General features: G+C 70.7%; 14 protein-coding genes. 8 read left to right on the forward strand and 6 right to left on the reverse strand.

The window, feature by feature from the left end:
* The first annotated feature begins 2 nt into the window (after positions 1-2).
* The 6 genes from AMK10_RS19675 to AMK10_RS19700 are packed head-to-tail and all read left to right on the forward strand — an operon-like array spanning position 3 to position 7,348.
* Positions 3-932: an ABC transporter permease gene (locus AMK10_RS19675; protein ID WP_073749102.1), complete on the forward strand. Its 930-nt coding sequence runs from the start codon at positions 3-5 to the stop codon at positions 930-932.
* Position 933: 1 nt separating this feature from the next.
* Positions 934-1,815, forward strand: coding sequence for an ABC transporter permease (locus tag AMK10_RS19680; protein WP_079180774.1), 882 nt, complete (start codon positions 934-936; stop codon positions 1,813-1,815).
* Entirely contained in the window at positions 1,802-3,502 is a 1,701-nt protein-coding gene (locus tag AMK10_RS19685; protein ID WP_073749103.1) for a dipeptide ABC transporter ATP-binding protein, read from the forward strand. The genes AMK10_RS19680 and AMK10_RS19685 overlap by 14 nt, the downstream gene beginning before the upstream one ends.
* On the forward strand, positions 3,502-4,962 hold the full coding sequence (locus AMK10_RS19690; protein ID WP_158070883.1) for an NtaA/DmoA family FMN-dependent monooxygenase: 1,461 nt from the start codon (positions 3,502-3,504) through the stop codon (positions 4,960-4,962). Before AMK10_RS19685 ends, AMK10_RS19690 begins: the two co-directional genes overlap by 1 nt.
* Positions 4,959-6,326 (forward strand): NtaA/DmoA family FMN-dependent monooxygenase, encoded by a 1,368-nt coding sequence (locus AMK10_RS19695; RefSeq protein WP_073749105.1) that lies wholly within the window; start codon positions 4,959-4,961, stop codon positions 6,324-6,326. Before AMK10_RS19690 ends, AMK10_RS19695 begins: the two co-directional genes overlap by 4 nt.
* Positions 6,327-6,334: 8 nt before the next feature.
* Positions 6,335-7,348, forward strand: coding sequence for an aldo/keto reductase (locus AMK10_RS19700; RefSeq protein WP_073749106.1), 1,014 nt, complete (start codon positions 6,335-6,337; stop codon positions 7,346-7,348).
* A gap of 53 nt (positions 7,349-7,401) precedes the next feature.
* Here the strand turns inward: AMK10_RS19700 and AMK10_RS19705 are convergent, their stop codons facing one another.
* Entirely contained in the window at positions 7,402-8,307 is a 906-nt protein-coding gene (locus tag AMK10_RS19705; RefSeq protein WP_338014655.1) for a sulfurtransferase, read from the reverse strand.
* A gap of 93 nt (positions 8,308-8,400) precedes the next feature.
* Between AMK10_RS19705 and AMK10_RS19710 the strand changes: the two genes are divergently transcribed.
* Positions 8,401-9,441: an aldo/keto reductase gene (locus AMK10_RS19710; protein WP_073749108.1), complete on the forward strand. Its 1,041-nt coding sequence runs from the start codon at positions 8,401-8,403 to the stop codon at positions 9,439-9,441.
* 182 nt (positions 9,442-9,623) lie between these two features.
* Complete coding sequence (locus tag AMK10_RS19715; RefSeq protein WP_073749109.1) at positions 9,624-10,229, forward strand: hypothetical protein; 606 nt, start codon at positions 9,624-9,626, stop codon at positions 10,227-10,229.
* Between the two features lie 106 nt (positions 10,230-10,335).
* Here AMK10_RS19715 and AMK10_RS19720 read toward each other — a convergent pair whose 3' ends face one another.
* From AMK10_RS19720 to AMK10_RS19740, 5 genes are all read right to left on the reverse strand, one after another.
* Positions 10,336-11,244 (reverse strand): DUF2510 domain-containing protein, encoded by a 909-nt coding sequence (locus AMK10_RS19720; RefSeq protein WP_241839589.1) that lies wholly within the window; start codon positions 11,242-11,244, stop codon positions 10,336-10,338.
* Between the two features lie 190 nt (positions 11,245-11,434).
* Positions 11,435-12,649, reverse strand: a complete 1,215-nt coding sequence (locus AMK10_RS19725; protein ID WP_073749110.1) for an FAD-dependent oxidoreductase — start codon at positions 12,647-12,649, stop codon at positions 11,435-11,437.
* Between the two features lie 49 nt (positions 12,650-12,698).
* Positions 12,699-13,427, reverse strand: coding sequence for a maleylpyruvate isomerase family mycothiol-dependent enzyme (locus AMK10_RS19730; RefSeq protein WP_073749111.1), 729 nt, complete (start codon positions 13,425-13,427; stop codon positions 12,699-12,701).
* Positions 13,420-14,256, reverse strand: coding sequence for a fumarylacetoacetate hydrolase family protein (locus AMK10_RS19735; RefSeq protein ID WP_073749112.1), 837 nt, complete (start codon positions 14,254-14,256; stop codon positions 13,420-13,422). Before AMK10_RS19735 ends, AMK10_RS19730 begins: the two co-directional genes overlap by 8 nt.
* Positions 14,253-15,338, reverse strand: a complete 1,086-nt coding sequence (locus tag AMK10_RS19740; RefSeq protein ID WP_073749113.1) for a cupin domain-containing protein — start codon at positions 15,336-15,338, stop codon at positions 14,253-14,255. Before AMK10_RS19740 ends, AMK10_RS19735 begins: the two co-directional genes overlap by 4 nt.
* Positions 15,339-15,409 lie beyond the last annotated feature (71 nt).

The following is a 15,409-nucleotide window of genomic DNA, read 5'->3' on the forward strand; positions in this document are numbered from 1 at the left end:
CGATGAAACGATACGGTCTTCGGCTCCTGTACGGCGTGATCGTGGTCTGGGGCGCGTTCACCGGGGCGTTCTTCCTGCTGTACATCGTCCCCGGTGACGCGGCGGGTGGTCTGACGGCCGGCGCCGACGGCGCGGATGTCAAGCAACTCCTGGCCGAGCAGCGAGAGTTGCTCGGCCTCGACCGCCCGGTGCTGGTGCAGTACTGGGACGCCCTGACAGGAGCTCTCCAGGGTGACTTCGGCCAGAGCATCTACCAGCGCCGGCCGGCGGTGGAGGTGTACTTCGAGTCCTTTCCCGAGACCCTCCAGCTGGCGTTCCTCGGGCTGTTCCTCGCGGTCGTGCTCGGGGTGACGCTGTCGGTGGTCATCGAGCTGACCGACTGGAAGTGGGCGCGCGAGCTGCTCATCTCGCTGCCGCCGGTCGCGGTGTCGCTGCCGCCCTTCCTGGTCGGCCTCGTACTGCTCCAGGTGTTCTCCTTCCAGCTGCACTGGATCAAGGCGGTCAGCGACCAGGGGTTCCTCGGGCTGCTCATCGCCTCGGCCGCCCTCGCGGTCGCCGGCGGCGGCAGCATCTCGCAGCTCCTGACGGCCAATCTGCGCGGCGCCCTGACGTCGCCGTACGTCGAGACGGCCCGCAACTGGGGGCTCAGCCGGTTCGACGTCGTCGTCCGGCACGCCCTGAGGAACGCGGCGCTGCCGGTCATCACCTCGCTGGGCACCACCGTCGGCGTGATGGTCGGCGGGACCGTCCTGACCGAGACGGTGTTCTCCAGGCTCGGCGTGGGGCGCCTGGTGGTCGACGCCGTCAACGGCCGCGACATGCCGGTCGTCCTGGTCGCCGTCACCATCAGCGCGGTGATCTTCGTCGTGGTGAACCTGGCCGTCGACGCCGTCTACCCGCTGCTCGACAACCGCATCCGATGGGAGGGGTGACATGACGACTCTCGAAGCGACGGCAGCCACGCCGTCGTCCGGGCGGCCGCGCGAGCGGAGCGGACGCCTGTCCGCGCTGCTGCGCTCGCCCGGACTCCTAGCGGCGTACCTGTGGGTCGCCGTGATTCTCGCCGCCGCGATCCATCCCGGCCTGTTCACCTCGGGCGATCCGCTGCGCCAGGACGCCTCGCAGATGCTGCTGGCCCCGGGCCTCGACCATCTCTTCGGCACGGACGACTTCGGGCGCGACCAGTTCACCCGCGCGGTGTTCGGCACCCGGCTGTCCCTCCAGGCAGCGGTCGTCGCGGTGGCGATCGGACTGGTCAGCGGCTCGCTCATCGGTCTCGTCGCGGGCGCGCTGCGCGGCAGGACCGACAGCGTCCTGATGCGGATCATCGACATCATGCTCGCGGTGCCGAGCCTCATCGTCTCCCTCGCGATCATCTCCGCGCTGGGACGCGGGACGCTCAACATCGCCGTCGCCATCGGCATCAACAGCACGGCCGGCTTCGCCCGCCTGATGCGCTCCGAGGTGCTCAAGGTGAGCAACGCCAAGTACGTCGAGGCCTCGGTCTTCGCGGGCCACGGTTACGTCCGCCGCCTGTTCAAGCACGTCGTGCCCAACGCGTCCCGGTCGGTCCTGGCCGCGGCGACCATGGACATCGGTACGGCGATCCTGACCGTCGCCGCGCTGAGCTTCCTGGGCCTCGGCGCGCCCCCGCCGACGCCCGAGTGGGGCCTGCTGGTGGCGGAGGGGCGCACATTCATCGGCGTGCAGTGGTGGCTGAGTCTGCTGCCCGGCCTGGTCATCGTGCTGACCGTGCTCGCGGTCTACCGCATCGGCAGGTCGTTCAACCGAGGGAGGACCCGTGTCGTCGCCTGAGCGGCAGAACACACCGTTGTTGCGCCTGCGGGACGTGAGCGCCGAGTTCACCGTCCCCGGCCGCCCCGCGGTCCCCGTGCTCGACGGAGTGAGCCTGGACGTCGCGGCCGGCTCGGTGCGGGCCGTCGTCGGCGAGTCCGGATCGGGCAAGTCCACCCTCGGCCGGGTGATCACCGGCACCCTCGCCGAGAACGGGCGCGTCACCGGGGGCGAGGTCGTCCTGGGCGGCCGGACGCTCACGGGGTTGACCGAGCGGCAGTACAGGGCCGTGCGGGGCAAGGAGATCGGATACATCCCGCAGGACGCGCTCCTGGGCCTCAACCCCCTTCTCCCGGTGGGTGTCCAGGCCGCGGAACCGCTGCGCGCGCACGGCATCGGCTCCCGCGCGGAGCGCCGCGAACGGGTCCTGGAGCTGTTCGCGAAGGTCGGACTGCGCGATCCCGCCCGGCTGTCCGGCCGCTATCCGCACGAACTGTCCGGGGGAATGTGCCAGCGGGTGCTGATCGCCGCCGCGATGAGCACCCGGCCCCGGCTCCTGATCGCCGACGAGCCGACCACCGCGCTCGACGTCACCGTGCAGAAGACCATTCTCGACCTCCTGTCGGGCCTGGTGGAGAGCGAGGACCTCGGAATCCTGCTCATCACCCATGACCTGGGGGTCGCCGCGGAACGGGCCGACGACATCGCGGTGGTGAAGGACGGACGGATCGTACGCAGCGGGCGGACCGGTGAGGTCGTCGCCGACCCGGGCGATCCGTACACGGAAGAGCTGCTGCGCTCCTCCTCCCTCGGGTTCTCGGGGAGACGGGCCGCGACCGCCCGGCTGGAGTACTTCCGGACCGTGCCGACGGACTCCCCGGTGGTCGTCGAGGCCCGGGAGGTCTCCAAGTCCTTCGCCTCGCACCGGGGTGCGGACACCGTCACCGCGGTGGCCGATGCCTCGTTCCAGGTGCGCGGGGGGACCACGCTGGGGATCGTCGGCGAGTCCGGGTCGGGCAAGACCACCCTCGTACGCATCCTCGCCGGGCTGACCGCGCCGGACGCGGGTTCGGTCGAGATCGACGGTGAACCGGTCGTCCACCACCGCCGGGGCGCCGGGCAGGCCGGTCTCTACCGCAAGGTGCAGATGGTCTACCAGGACCCCTTCGCCTCGCTGAACCCGCGCTCGACGGTGCGCGCGATCCTCGACGAACCGCTGCGGGGCCACGGTTACGGACCGGCGCGCGAGCGTGCCGCCAGGATCAGCGAACTGCTGGAGCTGACCGGCCTGGACGCCGCGCTCGCCGACCGGTACACCGCCGAGCTCTCGGGCGGCCAGCGGCAGCGGGTGGCCATCGCCCGCGCGCTGGCACCGAAGCCGGACGTCGTCGTCCTGGACGAACCGGTCTCCGCCCTCGACGTGACCGTGCAGCGCCAGATCCTGGCCCTGCTCGACTCGCTCCAGCGCGAGCTGGGACTGACCTATGTGTTCATCTCGCACGACCTGGGCGTCATCGCGGAGGTGTCCGACGAGATCGTCGTCCTGCACCACGGACACATAGTCGAGCGGGGGCCGGCCCTGGGCGTACTGACGGACCCGCGGACCGCCTATGTCAAGGAACTGCTGAGCTCGATCCCCGGTGCGGCCGAGTCCGACCCGGCCGTCCTCGTCGGGCCCGGCGGGTCCGCGGAAGAAAGGAACACATGATGCCCGAGCGACAGCTCCATCTGGGATACATGCACTGGCTCAACGGCACGCACTGGGGCGGCTGGCGCCATCCGGACGCGCCCACGGCCGGGGCCTTCGAGCTGGAGTACGCGACCAAGGCACTGAAGATCGTCGAGGACGCGAAGTTCGACTTCTTCTTCCTCGGTGACACGCTCCCCGGCGACATCGTGGGGGAGCAGTGGATCACCACCCACAACACCGGACGTCTCGAACCCTTCACGCTGGGCTCCCAGCTCGCCCTCAACTCCTCGAAGATCGGGCTCGTCGTCACGGCGCACCCGACGTTCTACGAGCCGTACATCCTGGCGAGACTGACCGCCTCCCTCGACCACCTCAGCGGCGGACGACTGGCGTGGAACGTCGTGCTGGGCGCCTCCGACCTGGCCGCCCGGAACTTCAGCCTCCCCGACCTGGGCGGGGCCGACCGCTACGAGCGCGCCGACGAGTTCATCCACGTCGTGCGACGGCTGTGGGACAGCATCGAGGACGGCGCCTACCTCCAGGACAAGAAGGCCGGGCGCTACATCGACGAGACCAAGGTGCACCGGCTCGACTGGCAGGGCAGGCACTTCCAGGTCGCCGGCACACTGCCGCTGGAGCGGCCTCCGCAGGGCCACGTGCCCCTGCTGTACGCCGGGGCCTCAGAGCTCTCCCGTGAGCTGACCGCGAAGTGGGCCGACGTGAACTTCACGGGTCCCGCGACGCCGGAGGAGTCGATCGCGTTCAACACCGATGTACGCCGGCGTGCCGAGCGCCTGCGCGGACGGGTGGACCCGATCTTCTTCCTGCCGGGCATCACGCCCCTCGTGGCGGACACCCGGGCGGAAGCGGTCGAGCTGTACGAGGAGTTGAACGACCTGCTGCCGTTCGACGACGACGTCATCGAGGGCGACCAGGAGGAGTCCTACTGGTCAGGGCCGGAATGGGCCCGGATCAGCGGCTCCCGGTTCCCGCTGCCGAAGGGTGTCCGCAGCGTCCGGGCACTCTCGGAGAGGGCCGGGGCCGATCTGCGGCCGCTGGGCATCGAGGGCACCGTCAAGCCGGACGTCGCCGACCGGTTCAACGACTACGGCCGCACCCTGCTGACGGCACTGGCACAGCGCACGGGCCGCACCGTGGACAACGGCGGTGTGCGGGTCAAGGACGTGCTGGGCGCGTCGATCGCGGGGAACTTCCCACTGGTGATCGGTACGGCCGCGGAGGTCGCCGACACCCTGATCGACTGGTTCGACCGCGGTGCCGCCGAAGGGTTCAACGTGAGCGTGCCCTACCTGTGGGAGCCGCTGGAGCGCTTCGCGAACGAGGTGGTCCCCATCCTCCAGGAACGCGGTGTGTACCGCTCCGAGTACACGACGGACACCTTCCGCGGCCACTTCGGCCTCGGCATACCCGCCAACAGCTTCGCCACGACGACCGGCCCGGAGGAACGATCCGCATGAGCACTCGCCGCACACTCCGCCTGGGCCTGGCCGCCTACGGCACCGGCTGGGACCTGGACGCCTGGCGGCTTCCGGAGGCCACCAACGCCGGACTGCGCGACCCCAGCGTCATCCTCGACATCGCCCGGACCGCCGAACGGGGCAAACTGGACTACGTCTTCGCGGGCAGCGCGCTCGGCAGCGAGCCCGACCGCCTCAACCGGATCCACCGGTGGGACAACTTCGTCTACGCCGGACACGCCGCGGCGATCACGAAGAACCTCGGGTTCGTGATGTCGGTCAACTCCTCCTTCGAGCACCCCTACTCCGTCGCTCGTCAGCTGGCCACGCTCGACAACTTCAACCAGGGCCGCACCGCGCTGAACGTTGTCTTCGGGATCGACCGCGACGGTGACCCGGTCGGCAACTTCGGCAGGAACCCGGTGCCGACCGAGGAGACGAAGTACGCGCGCGCCCGGGAGTTCACCGACGTCGTGAACCGGCTGCTGTACGACAGCTGGGACCACGACTTCCTGCTCGACGACAAGCCGGGCGGCACGCTCGTGCGACCGGGCTCCTGGCACCAGATCGACTTCAGCGGGGAGCACTTCGACGTCCGTGGCCCGCTGAACGTTCCGCCGCCGGTGCAGTCCCACATCCCGATCGTCCAGGTGGGCCTCTCCGAGGAGTCACTGCGGTACGGCGCCGACCTCGCGCAGCTGCGCTTCTCCCCGTACTTCGGCATCAGCCGGGGCAAGGAGGAGTACCGCAGGCTCAAGGAACGCGTGGCGGCCAACGGACGCGACCCGGAGAAGTTCAAGATCATCCCGGGCATCACCTTCTATCCGGGCGGCACCGCCAGGGAAGCGCGCGCGAAGTTCAACGAGATCAACGCCCTGCAGCTGACGGAGGCGCTGCCCGCCGCCTTCTCCCAGGCTCTCGGCATCGACCTGTCCGGGGTCCGCGACAGCGAGCGCGTCCTCTCCGTCGTCGACATCGACAAGCTCCCCGACGACGCGCTCTCACCACTGCTCAGCGACCGTGTGCGCGACACCAAGGACGACCGGGAACTGCTGCGCCAGATCCTCGGCACCCAGATCGGCGAGGACGCCACCCTGCGCGAGCTCTACCACTACGTCCAGCGCGCCCGGCACGCCCAGCAGCCCGCCGTGGTCGGCGATGCGAAGGCCATCGCCGACTGGCTGGAGGAGAACCTGGAGGAGGAGGTGCTCGACGGCGTCCAGCTCTTCCCCCCGTACCACCGCGGACCGGCCGACCTCTTCGTCGACCTCGTCGTCCCCGAACTCCAGCGCCGCGGGATCTTCCGGACCGAGTACGAGGCCCCGACGCTCCAGGGCCTGCTGGACACCGACGACACCTACTGAGGAATACCGTGCCCCCTGCGACACAACTCCCCGAAGGACACCGGAGGCTCGGCTCGTCCGGCCTGGTCCTGTCGGAGATCGGCATCGGCGCCAGCACCTTCGGCCGGTCGGGCATGCGCGCGGCCGGCCAGGAGGCGGTCACCGCGATCGTCGACCGCGCGCTCGAACTCGGCGTCACGTACTTCGACCTCGCCGAGGGCTACGGCGACCGGCCCGGACAGAGCGAGGAACTGTTCGCCGCCGCACTCGGCACACGCCGTGAACAGGTCGTCATCGGCACCAAGTTCGGCCTGAACCTGAGCCGGGAGCGCGGCGCCGCCTACAGCCGGCCCGGATCCCGCACGTACATCCTCGCCGCGGTGGAGGAGTCGCTGCGCCGGCTGCGTACCGACTACATCGACCTCTACCAGATCCACTTTCCGGACCCCTTCACCCCGGTCGAGGAAACCCTGTCGGCGCTCGACATTCTCGTGAAATCCGGGAAAGTGCGCTACGTCGGCGCATCCAATTTCAAGGCCTGGCAGATTACCGACGCACACCACACGGCCCGCGCCCAGGGACTCACGCCATTCGTGTCGTCGACCGACGAATACAGTCTTCTGTGGCGCAAGCCGGAGGAGGAACTGATTCCGGCACTCGCCCACCACGGTCTCGGGTTCATCCCGTACTTCCCTCTGCAGAACGGACTGCTCACCGGAAAGTATTCGGCGGACCGTGCCCCTGAAAACGCCAAGATAACCAATCTGAAACGCTATCTGCTGCATTCGGCGCCCTGGGAGGCCCTGGCGAAGTTCGAGCGGTTCGCACGGGACCGGGACATCACCCCGAGTGCGGCGGCGCTCGGCTGGCTGCTCGCCCAGCCGACGGTCACCAGCGTGATCGCCGGGGTCACCGTGCCGGAGCAGCTCGACGAGAACGTCCGGGCCTCCCGGTGGATCCCGTCGGCCGGTGAAGAGGCCGAACTGCGGGGCCTGTTCACCGGCGACCTCTCGGGCGGCCCCGGTGTGGTCGACCGGGGGTGAGACGCCGGGCGTGCCGGGGGCCGGGGGTACTGCCTTCCCCCCGGCCCCCGGCGTCACCGCGCCGTGGCCGGATGCGCGCCCGGCTGGTTTCCGGTCACCGCCGGCCGCGCGGGGTCGGTGATCCATGCCGACCAGGAGCCGGGGTAGAGAGCCGCCTCGACGCCCAGGGAGGCGAGGGCCAGCACGGTCGTCGTCGCCGACACCCCGCCGCCGCAGTACACACCGATCGTGAGTCCGTCCAGGTGGGGGGCGTAAAGAGCCCTCAACTCCGTGGCATCGCGCAGTGCCCCGGCGGAGAAGTTGTCCGACCCGGGAACGCTGTGCGCGCCCGGGATGTGGCCGGTCCCCGTCCGCTGCGGATCACCGGCGTACGCCTGCGGGCCACGCGCGTCGATCAGGTGGCCCGAGGCCGCCAGCCGTCCGGCGTCCTCGGCGGTCAGGACCGGAAGCGAGCCGGGCCGCACCACGGCCGTCCCCGCGGCGGGCGTGGGAACGTCGGCGTCGAGCGGCCCGCCGAGCGCCTGCCAGGCCGCGAAGCCGCCGTCCAGACAGCGCACGTCCGCCACACCGGCCCAGCGCAGGACCCACCACGCGCGAGTGGCCACGGCGGGGTTCTGCCGGGTGTGGACGACGACGGTGCTGTCGTCGTCCACACCCCAGGCGCGCAGCCGGTCCTGGAGGTCACTCACCTCGGGGAGCGGCCCGTTGCCGGTGGTTCCGGTGGGCCGTCCGACGAGATCCTTTTCGAACGCCACGTAATGAGCACCGGGTATGTGTCCTTCCGCGTAGGAAAGCCGGGGACCATGGCCTTCCCCCGTCTCTCTTCCCACCTCCAGGACAATGACCGGCACATCTTCGCGAAGTGCGGAATCGAGCTCGCGCGCTGAAATTACGACGTTCCCGGCAGAAGCTGGGCACATTATTCTTCCCCTTCCCTGGAGCACCTCATGAAGATACATCGCGGAAGTCGCGCGGCTACATAACTTTTATTACACCCAGACGAATTCGCTCGACCTCGCTCCCTCGCTCACGACCAGGAATGGAAAAGCCATATGTCAGCCATTGCCACACCGGAAGGAACGTACCGGGCAGCAGCCGACCGGTACGACACCACACTGGCCTATCGTCGTGCCGGGACGTCCGGACTCGTCCTGCCCGCCTTCTCCTTCGGCCTGTGGCAGAAGTTCGGCACCGACTACCCCTACGAGACGCAGCGCGACATCGTGCTGCACGCCTTCGACCTGGGGATCACGCACTTCGACAACGCCAACCGCTACGGGCCGCCGCACCGCGCCGCCGAGAAGTTCTTCGGCCAGGTCCTGCGCAGGGATCTCGCCCCCCACCGGGACGAACTGATCCTGTCGACCAAGGCCGGCAACCCGATCGGCCCCGGCCCCTACCAGCGCGGCGGCTCCCGCAAGTCACTGCTGACCTCGCTCGACCACAGCCTGCGTGACCTCGAGACCGACTACGTCGACATCTTCTACAGCCACAGCCCCGATCCCTCCACCCCGCTGGAGGAGACGGTCGGTGCGCTGGCGAGCGCGGTCACCTCGGGGAAGGCGCTGTACGCGGGGATCTCCAACTACCCCGTCGAACGCGCCCACGAGGCCGCCGTCCTGTTGCGCGAGGCGGGGGTGCCCCTGCTCGTCCACCAGCCGCGCTACTCCCTCTTCGACCGGCGCCCGGAACACGACGGGCTGATCGAGCTGGCGGACCAGGACGGCTTCGGCCTCGTCGTCTACAGCCCTCTGGCCCAGGGCCTGCTCACCGACAAGTACCTCACCGGTACCGTCCCCGAGACCGCGCGGGCCCGCAACAGCGCCTTCCTGTCGCCGGACGTCATCGACGACACCTACCGGGAGCGGGCGACGGCGCTCGACGAACTGGCCAGGGAGCGCGGCCAGTCACTGGCCCAGCTCGCCCTGCAGTGGGTCCTGCGGCTGCCACAGGTCACCAGTGCCCTGATCGGAGCGAGCTCGACCTGGCAACTGGACCACAACCTGCGGGCACTGGACTTCCCGCCGCTCACGGAGACGGAACTCGCGCTGATGGACACGTACGGAGTCCACGGAACCGCGCTGCGGATCTGAGTGCTCAGGACCCGGCAGCCCCGGTCGAAACGCCCTGAAGGCCAGGGGCGTTGGGGCCCCTACGGGCCCGGCCTGGCCCGCAGACTACGGGCCCGGCCTGGGAGCACGCGTAAAAAACACCTCGTAGGCATCGCCGGCGCATAACCTGATCGGTTCTGTTCACACACGCTAGGAGTACGGACATGAGTGGGGCCGACGGACCGTGGCGGCCGACCGAGCATGGCGCGAACATCGGCCACTCGTCGGCCTGGATGGCGCACCGGAAGGTGGCGCTCGACGTGCACAGGATGCTCCACGAGGACGACCCGGAGCGCGCGATCCTCGACGCGCCGTACACGGTCATGGCGCTCAGGCAGGTTCTTCGCGGGGTCGAGATGACCCGGCGGCATCTCAGGTCCGACGCGGCACGGGCGCTGCTGGACGACGGACTCGCCGCGTTCGACCTGGCTGTGCCGGGCGGAAAGGAGGCGCGGGACGTCATCGAGCACTTCGACGAGTACGCCATGGGCGTCGGCAGGCTGCAGCAGCCTGATGTGCGTACTCCCAGGGCCCGGCGGCCGGATGACGCGTTGTCCGAGAAGTACAACCACCGGCTGGAGTGGGACCGGAGCGGCGACGAGCCCCGCCCGGCGTACATCGTGGGCCCGTACAGGATCGACCTCGTGGCCGCGGAGGACGCCGCGTTCCGGTTGCACTGCGACGCGTACGAGGCACTGCTCCTCGACGAGGGCAATCCGGTCCCACGGGGCTGGACCTACCGACTTCAGCGCGGCGCACGGCACGGCTGACCGTACGGCCGGGCCGATGCGAAGTTCCGCGATGCTGCCGCCGCCCGGGGGCTGTACCGGACCGGGAGCGGTCCGGTACAGCCCCCGGAGGTGTCGTGGGACCGGCTCAGGCGGTCCGGCCCGAGCCGTCCACCGATGCCTTCTTGATGCCCTTGGTGATGTCGTCCAGCACCGACAGCTTCGGCGCCTTGTCGTTGACGTCGAAACCGGAGCGGATGACGACCAGCATGTCCTTTGAGTTGGGGGAGGGGAAGGCGAGCGACTCGACGTAGCCGTCGTCGCCGTTCTTCGTCACCACCTTCCAGCGCACCCGGTAGCCCTTCTGGCCCGCCACGGTGACCGCTTCGGACTTGAGCTCGTCGTGCGAGGTGATCCCGCCGTAGACCTTCTCGCCGTACGAATCCTCGGCGTTGGCCTTGATGTCGGCCTCGGCCGCGGCCTTCGCCGTGGTGGCCTCGATCTCCAGGGCCTGCGCCGGCGCGGAGAACACTCCGCCGCGCACGCACGTCTGGCTCTCGTCGCCGGGGCAGGCGTACTCGCCGGTCGTCAGCCCGGCACCGATCGGCTGCGACTGCCCGGTCCAGCCGTCGGGCACGGGGATGCTGATCCCGCTGGCCGCGTCGGTGGCGTAGCCGTCCTCGGCCTGCGGAAGCTGCTGGTCGGGGGTCTGCCCCTGCCCGCCGCCGTCCTGGCCGCCGTCCTGTCCACCGTCCTGGCCGCCCGGGAGGCGGGGGCCGTCGGAGGGGCCGGAACGGCCTGAGGGGGCGTCGGCCGAGGTGCCGGGGTGGTCGTCGGAACTGTCCCCCAGCATGTACGCGCCGCCGCCGACGGCCGCGAGCAGGACGACACCGGCGGCGATGCCCGCACCGATGCGTATGCGACGACGCCTGACCGTCGCGGGAGATATCCGGAGCTGGTCGGTCCAGTGGCTCCCGTCCCACCAGCGTTCCTGGGCGGGGCCGATTCCTGAGTGCCCGGGGTCTGGATGCCAGCCGGGCGGGGTCATCTGGGTCACAGGAGCACCGTAGGCGCACTGGGTGAGAAACGTATGAAACGCACAGCGTGGTCGTAGTCACGTCCCAGGCGGATGTGCCCGCCCCGCCGCACACCGGTACGTCATGACGCACGCGGACGTGTCCGTTCCGTCCCGGAAACGGCATGTGCCCGTGCCCCCTCGCCAGGGGGCACGGGCACGGACGGGAGCCTCAGAGCGCCGAGGCGGAGGGTGTCTCCGAAGCCCCGTCCCACAGCCACTCGGCAGGACTCAGGTCCTCCGGGGCGCGCTTGCGGAACACCTCGTCGCGGAGGACCGCGGCCACGCCGTCGACGTGCCACATCTCGCCCCACACCCGCGCGGTGGTCTGCACGCGGGCCGTGCGCTCCGTCCGGCGTCCGGCGTACGTCTCCAGCGCGGCGGCCCAGTCGGCCGGGGCCGCACAGGCCGGGACCTGCTCGTCGAGCGCGTCGGCCAGGGTCACCGCGTCCTCCAGGGCCTGGCAGGCCCCCTGCGCGAGGTACTGGAGCATCGGGTGCGCGGCATCGCCCAGCAGGGCGAGCCGGCCCTTCGTCCAGGTCCCGATCGGCGCGCGGTCGGCCATCGGCCACCAGCGCTCCCGGCCGAGGCCGGGCAGCGCGCGGCGGACCTGCTCGCAGGCCGCGGTGAACACGCCGTCCAGCTCGTGCGGACCGCCCCAGCCCTCCTCACCCGTGGCGAAGCCGGGGCTGCGGAAGACCGCCACCTGGTTGTAGAGGCGCCCCGAGCGCAGCGGGTACTGCACCAGGTGCAGACCCGGGCCCATCCAGACCACGACGTCGCGCAGCGACTCGCCGCCCTCGACCTCCTCGATCGGGAGGGTGCCGCGGTAGGCCACATAGCCGGACTGGACCGGCTCGTCGTCCGCGAACAGCGCCCGGGCGCGCGAGTGCAGCCCGTCGCAGGCGATGACGGCGGACCCGGTGTGGACGGTGCCGTCCTGGCACACCACCCGTACCGAGGAGGGGAGTTCCTCGATCTCCTGGGCGCAGGCGTTGTTCACCAGCTCGACACCGGCCTCGCGGGCGGCCTCCAGCAGGATGTCCAGCAGATCGCTGCGGTGGACGACGACGTACGGACCGCCCATCCGGCGGCGGAACTCCTCGCTGTCCAGCCGCACCCGGGTCAGCTCCGCACCGGTGACCGCGTTGCGGAACACCAGGTGCTCCGGGAGCACCCCGGCGGCGACGACCTTGTCCAGGACGCCGAGCCGGTCCAGCAGGCGCGTGGCGTTCGGGGCCATCTGGAGGCCGGCGCCGATCTCGGTGAAGGCCGGGGCCTTCTCCAGGACCTTGACGGTGCGCCCCGAACGGGCGGCGGCGAGCGCGGTGGCGAGGCCGCCGATGCCGCCACCGATGACCAGAAGGGACTCCTCGGCCGTACTCATGTGCGTACTCCTTCGTGCTGCGCGGGTGGGCGCGGTGGGACGGTGTGGTTCAGAGCCAGGCGGGAAGCACGGCCGTGGTGGACGCGGCGACCGCTCGCGCGGAGGGTGTGGTGCGGCCCAGGAGCCACGCGCACAGCGCGGACGCGGGTGCGCCCACCTCGATCGCCGTGCCGTCCGGCGGGCCGAAGGACCAGGTACGGTCGCGGTCGCCGGGCGCCAGCCGGACCGAGGGGCATCCCTCCTTGCGGCCGACGGTCGCCGACGCGTCCTCGATCAGGGCGTCGACCAGGTCCGCCGGGAAGCGGTCGAAGTCCGGGACCGCGTCCGTGCCGAGGTCGACGGTGTGGATCCACAGCTCGCGGGTGCGCATCCAGGGGATCTCGGAGGCCGGGACCGTACGCCCGAGAGCACTGCGCACCGTGACCTGCCAGGCGTCGGCGGGCAGGGCGTCGATCGCCGCCATGAGCCGGGCGTCGGCGTCCCGTACATCGCCGAGGATCGCGCCGGCGGTGCGCTCCGCACCCCGCTCGATGTCGTCGAGGCGGGTCGAGGGGTCCGCGTACATGGGGGTCTCGATGCCCGTACGCGCCCAGGTGAGCAGGTTGACCAGGGCGTCGGCGTTGCGCGCCAGGTGCGTCAGCACGTGGCCGCGGGTCCAGCCGGGCAGTGGGGACGCCCCGTGGACGTCCGCCGCGCCCAGGGCGGCGACCGCGCCGTGCAGCAGTTCCGAACCGTCCCGCACCCAGGTCAGGGTGCGGGCGAAGCCGACCTCAGCCAACGGACTTCTCCTCGCGGGCCACGTTGCGGCTCTCGCCGAGACCGGAGATGCGCGTGGTGAGCACCTGGCCGTCCGTCAGATAGCGCTGCGGCTTGCGGGCGTGGCCCACTCCGCCGGGGGTGCCGGTGGCGATCACGTCGCCGGGGTTCAGCGTGAACATGGTGGAGACGTACGCGATCAGCTCGACCGGGTCGAAGACCAGGTCGGCGGTGGAGGCCTTCTGGACGCTCTCGCCGTCCACCTCGCCCTCCAGGTCGAGGCCGGCGAGCGCGTCGGCCTCGTCGGGGGTGACGAGGAACGGGCCGAAGGGAGTGGTGGCCTCGAAGGTCTTGCCCTGGTGCCACTGGGTGGTGCGGTACTGCCAGTCGCGCGCGGTCACGTCGTTGAGCACGGCGTACCCGGCGACGGCTGCCTTCGCCGTCTCCTCGTCGGCGTGGCGCACGGTGGCGCCGACGACGACGGCGAGCTCGGCCTCCCAGTCGATCGCGTCGGAGGCCGCGGGGAGCACGATGTCGTCGTTCGCGCCGATCAGCGCCTCGGGGTACTTCGCGAAGAGGGTCGGGTACTCGGGGAGATCACGGCCCATCTCCAGGATGTGGTTGCGGTAGTTGAGGCCTACGCAGACCACCTTGCCGGGCCGGGGGACGACCGGCGCGTAGTCGAGCCCGGCCGTGCGGTGCGTGGCGCCGGAGGCGTTCCGCGCGATCTCGCGCCAGGCCGGGTCGGCGAGCAGGGCGCCGAGGTCCGGGTGGCCGGTCTCGGTGGCGGTGTCGCCGTCGATGCGGACGGCGGCGGTGCCGTCGCCGGTGCGGATGGTGGCGAGCTTCATCGGAGGGGTCCTTCGGTGGTGGCGGGGTTGGTGCGGTCGGTCAGATACAGGTGCAGGCGTTCCATCACCGGGTGGTCGCCGAAGCGGAACAGGTCCAGCTCGCCGCGTGCCTCGATGCGGACCTCGGTCCACGACGGGACGGTGACCACGTCACCGCGGCCGACCTCCAGCCGCTCGCCGTTCAGCAGGAACACACCGTCGCCCTCGAAGACCTGCCAGACCGAGCTGGCGGACTCGCGGGACTCCGGCACGACGGCCCCGGCGCGGATGCGGTGCATCTCGGTGCGGATCGTCGGCAGGGCGTCGTCACCGGTGGTCGGGTTGGTGAAGCGGATCGCGGCGTGGCCGGGGGAGGCCACCCCCTCGTGACCCTCGTCCTCCAGCTCCAGCTGGGCGGTCAGGGCGGCGTCGGTGTGCTCCCAGCGGTACGCCGCCAGCGGGGACTTGGGCAGATCCGTGAGCGCGGAGACCGGGCGCAGACCGGGCTGCCCCCACAGCCGCTCGGCGCGCGAACGCTCGGGCGTGGAGCGGTCGTCCAGGGTGGCCGGGCCGAACTGGAAGAACTCGGTGTCGAGCGCGGAGGACAGCGGGATGTCCAGGCCGTCCAGCCAGGCCATCGGCCGGTCGGTCGGGTTGTGGTGGCCGTGCCAGGCCCAGCCCGGTGTCAGCAGCAGGTCGCCGCGGCGCATGGCGACCGAGTCGCCGTTCACCACGGTCCAGACGCCGTCGCCCTCCAGGACGAAGCGGAACGCGTTCTGCGCGTGCCGGTGGACGGGCGCGACCTCGTTAGGGCCGAGGTACTGCACGGCGGCCCAGAGGGTCGGCGTGGCGTGCGGCAGACCCGGCAGGCCCGGGTTGGCGAGGGAGATGGCCCGGCGCTCGCCGCCCCGCCCCACCGGCACCAGATCCCCGGCGCGCACGGCCAGGTCGTAGATCTCCTTCCAGCGCCAGCGGTACGGCACGGCGGCCGGCTGCGGCGTGGCCGGCATCAGATCCTCGCGCTGGGTCCACAGCGGAAGCAGCCCGTGGGCTTCGAAGTCCTTGTAGAGCTGGGCGAGTTGAGGATCGATCTCTGCGGTCATCTCCCGGCACCTCCTCGATGCGTTGCTGGTCGGGACGTTACGGCCCGGTTTCCGCAGAGTGAAGCAACAAT

The sequence above is a fragment of the Streptomyces sp. CB02058 genome, assembly GCF_001905505.1.
In the GTDB taxonomy this organism is placed as follows: domain Bacteria; phylum Actinomycetota; class Actinomycetes; order Streptomycetales; family Streptomycetaceae; genus Streptomyces.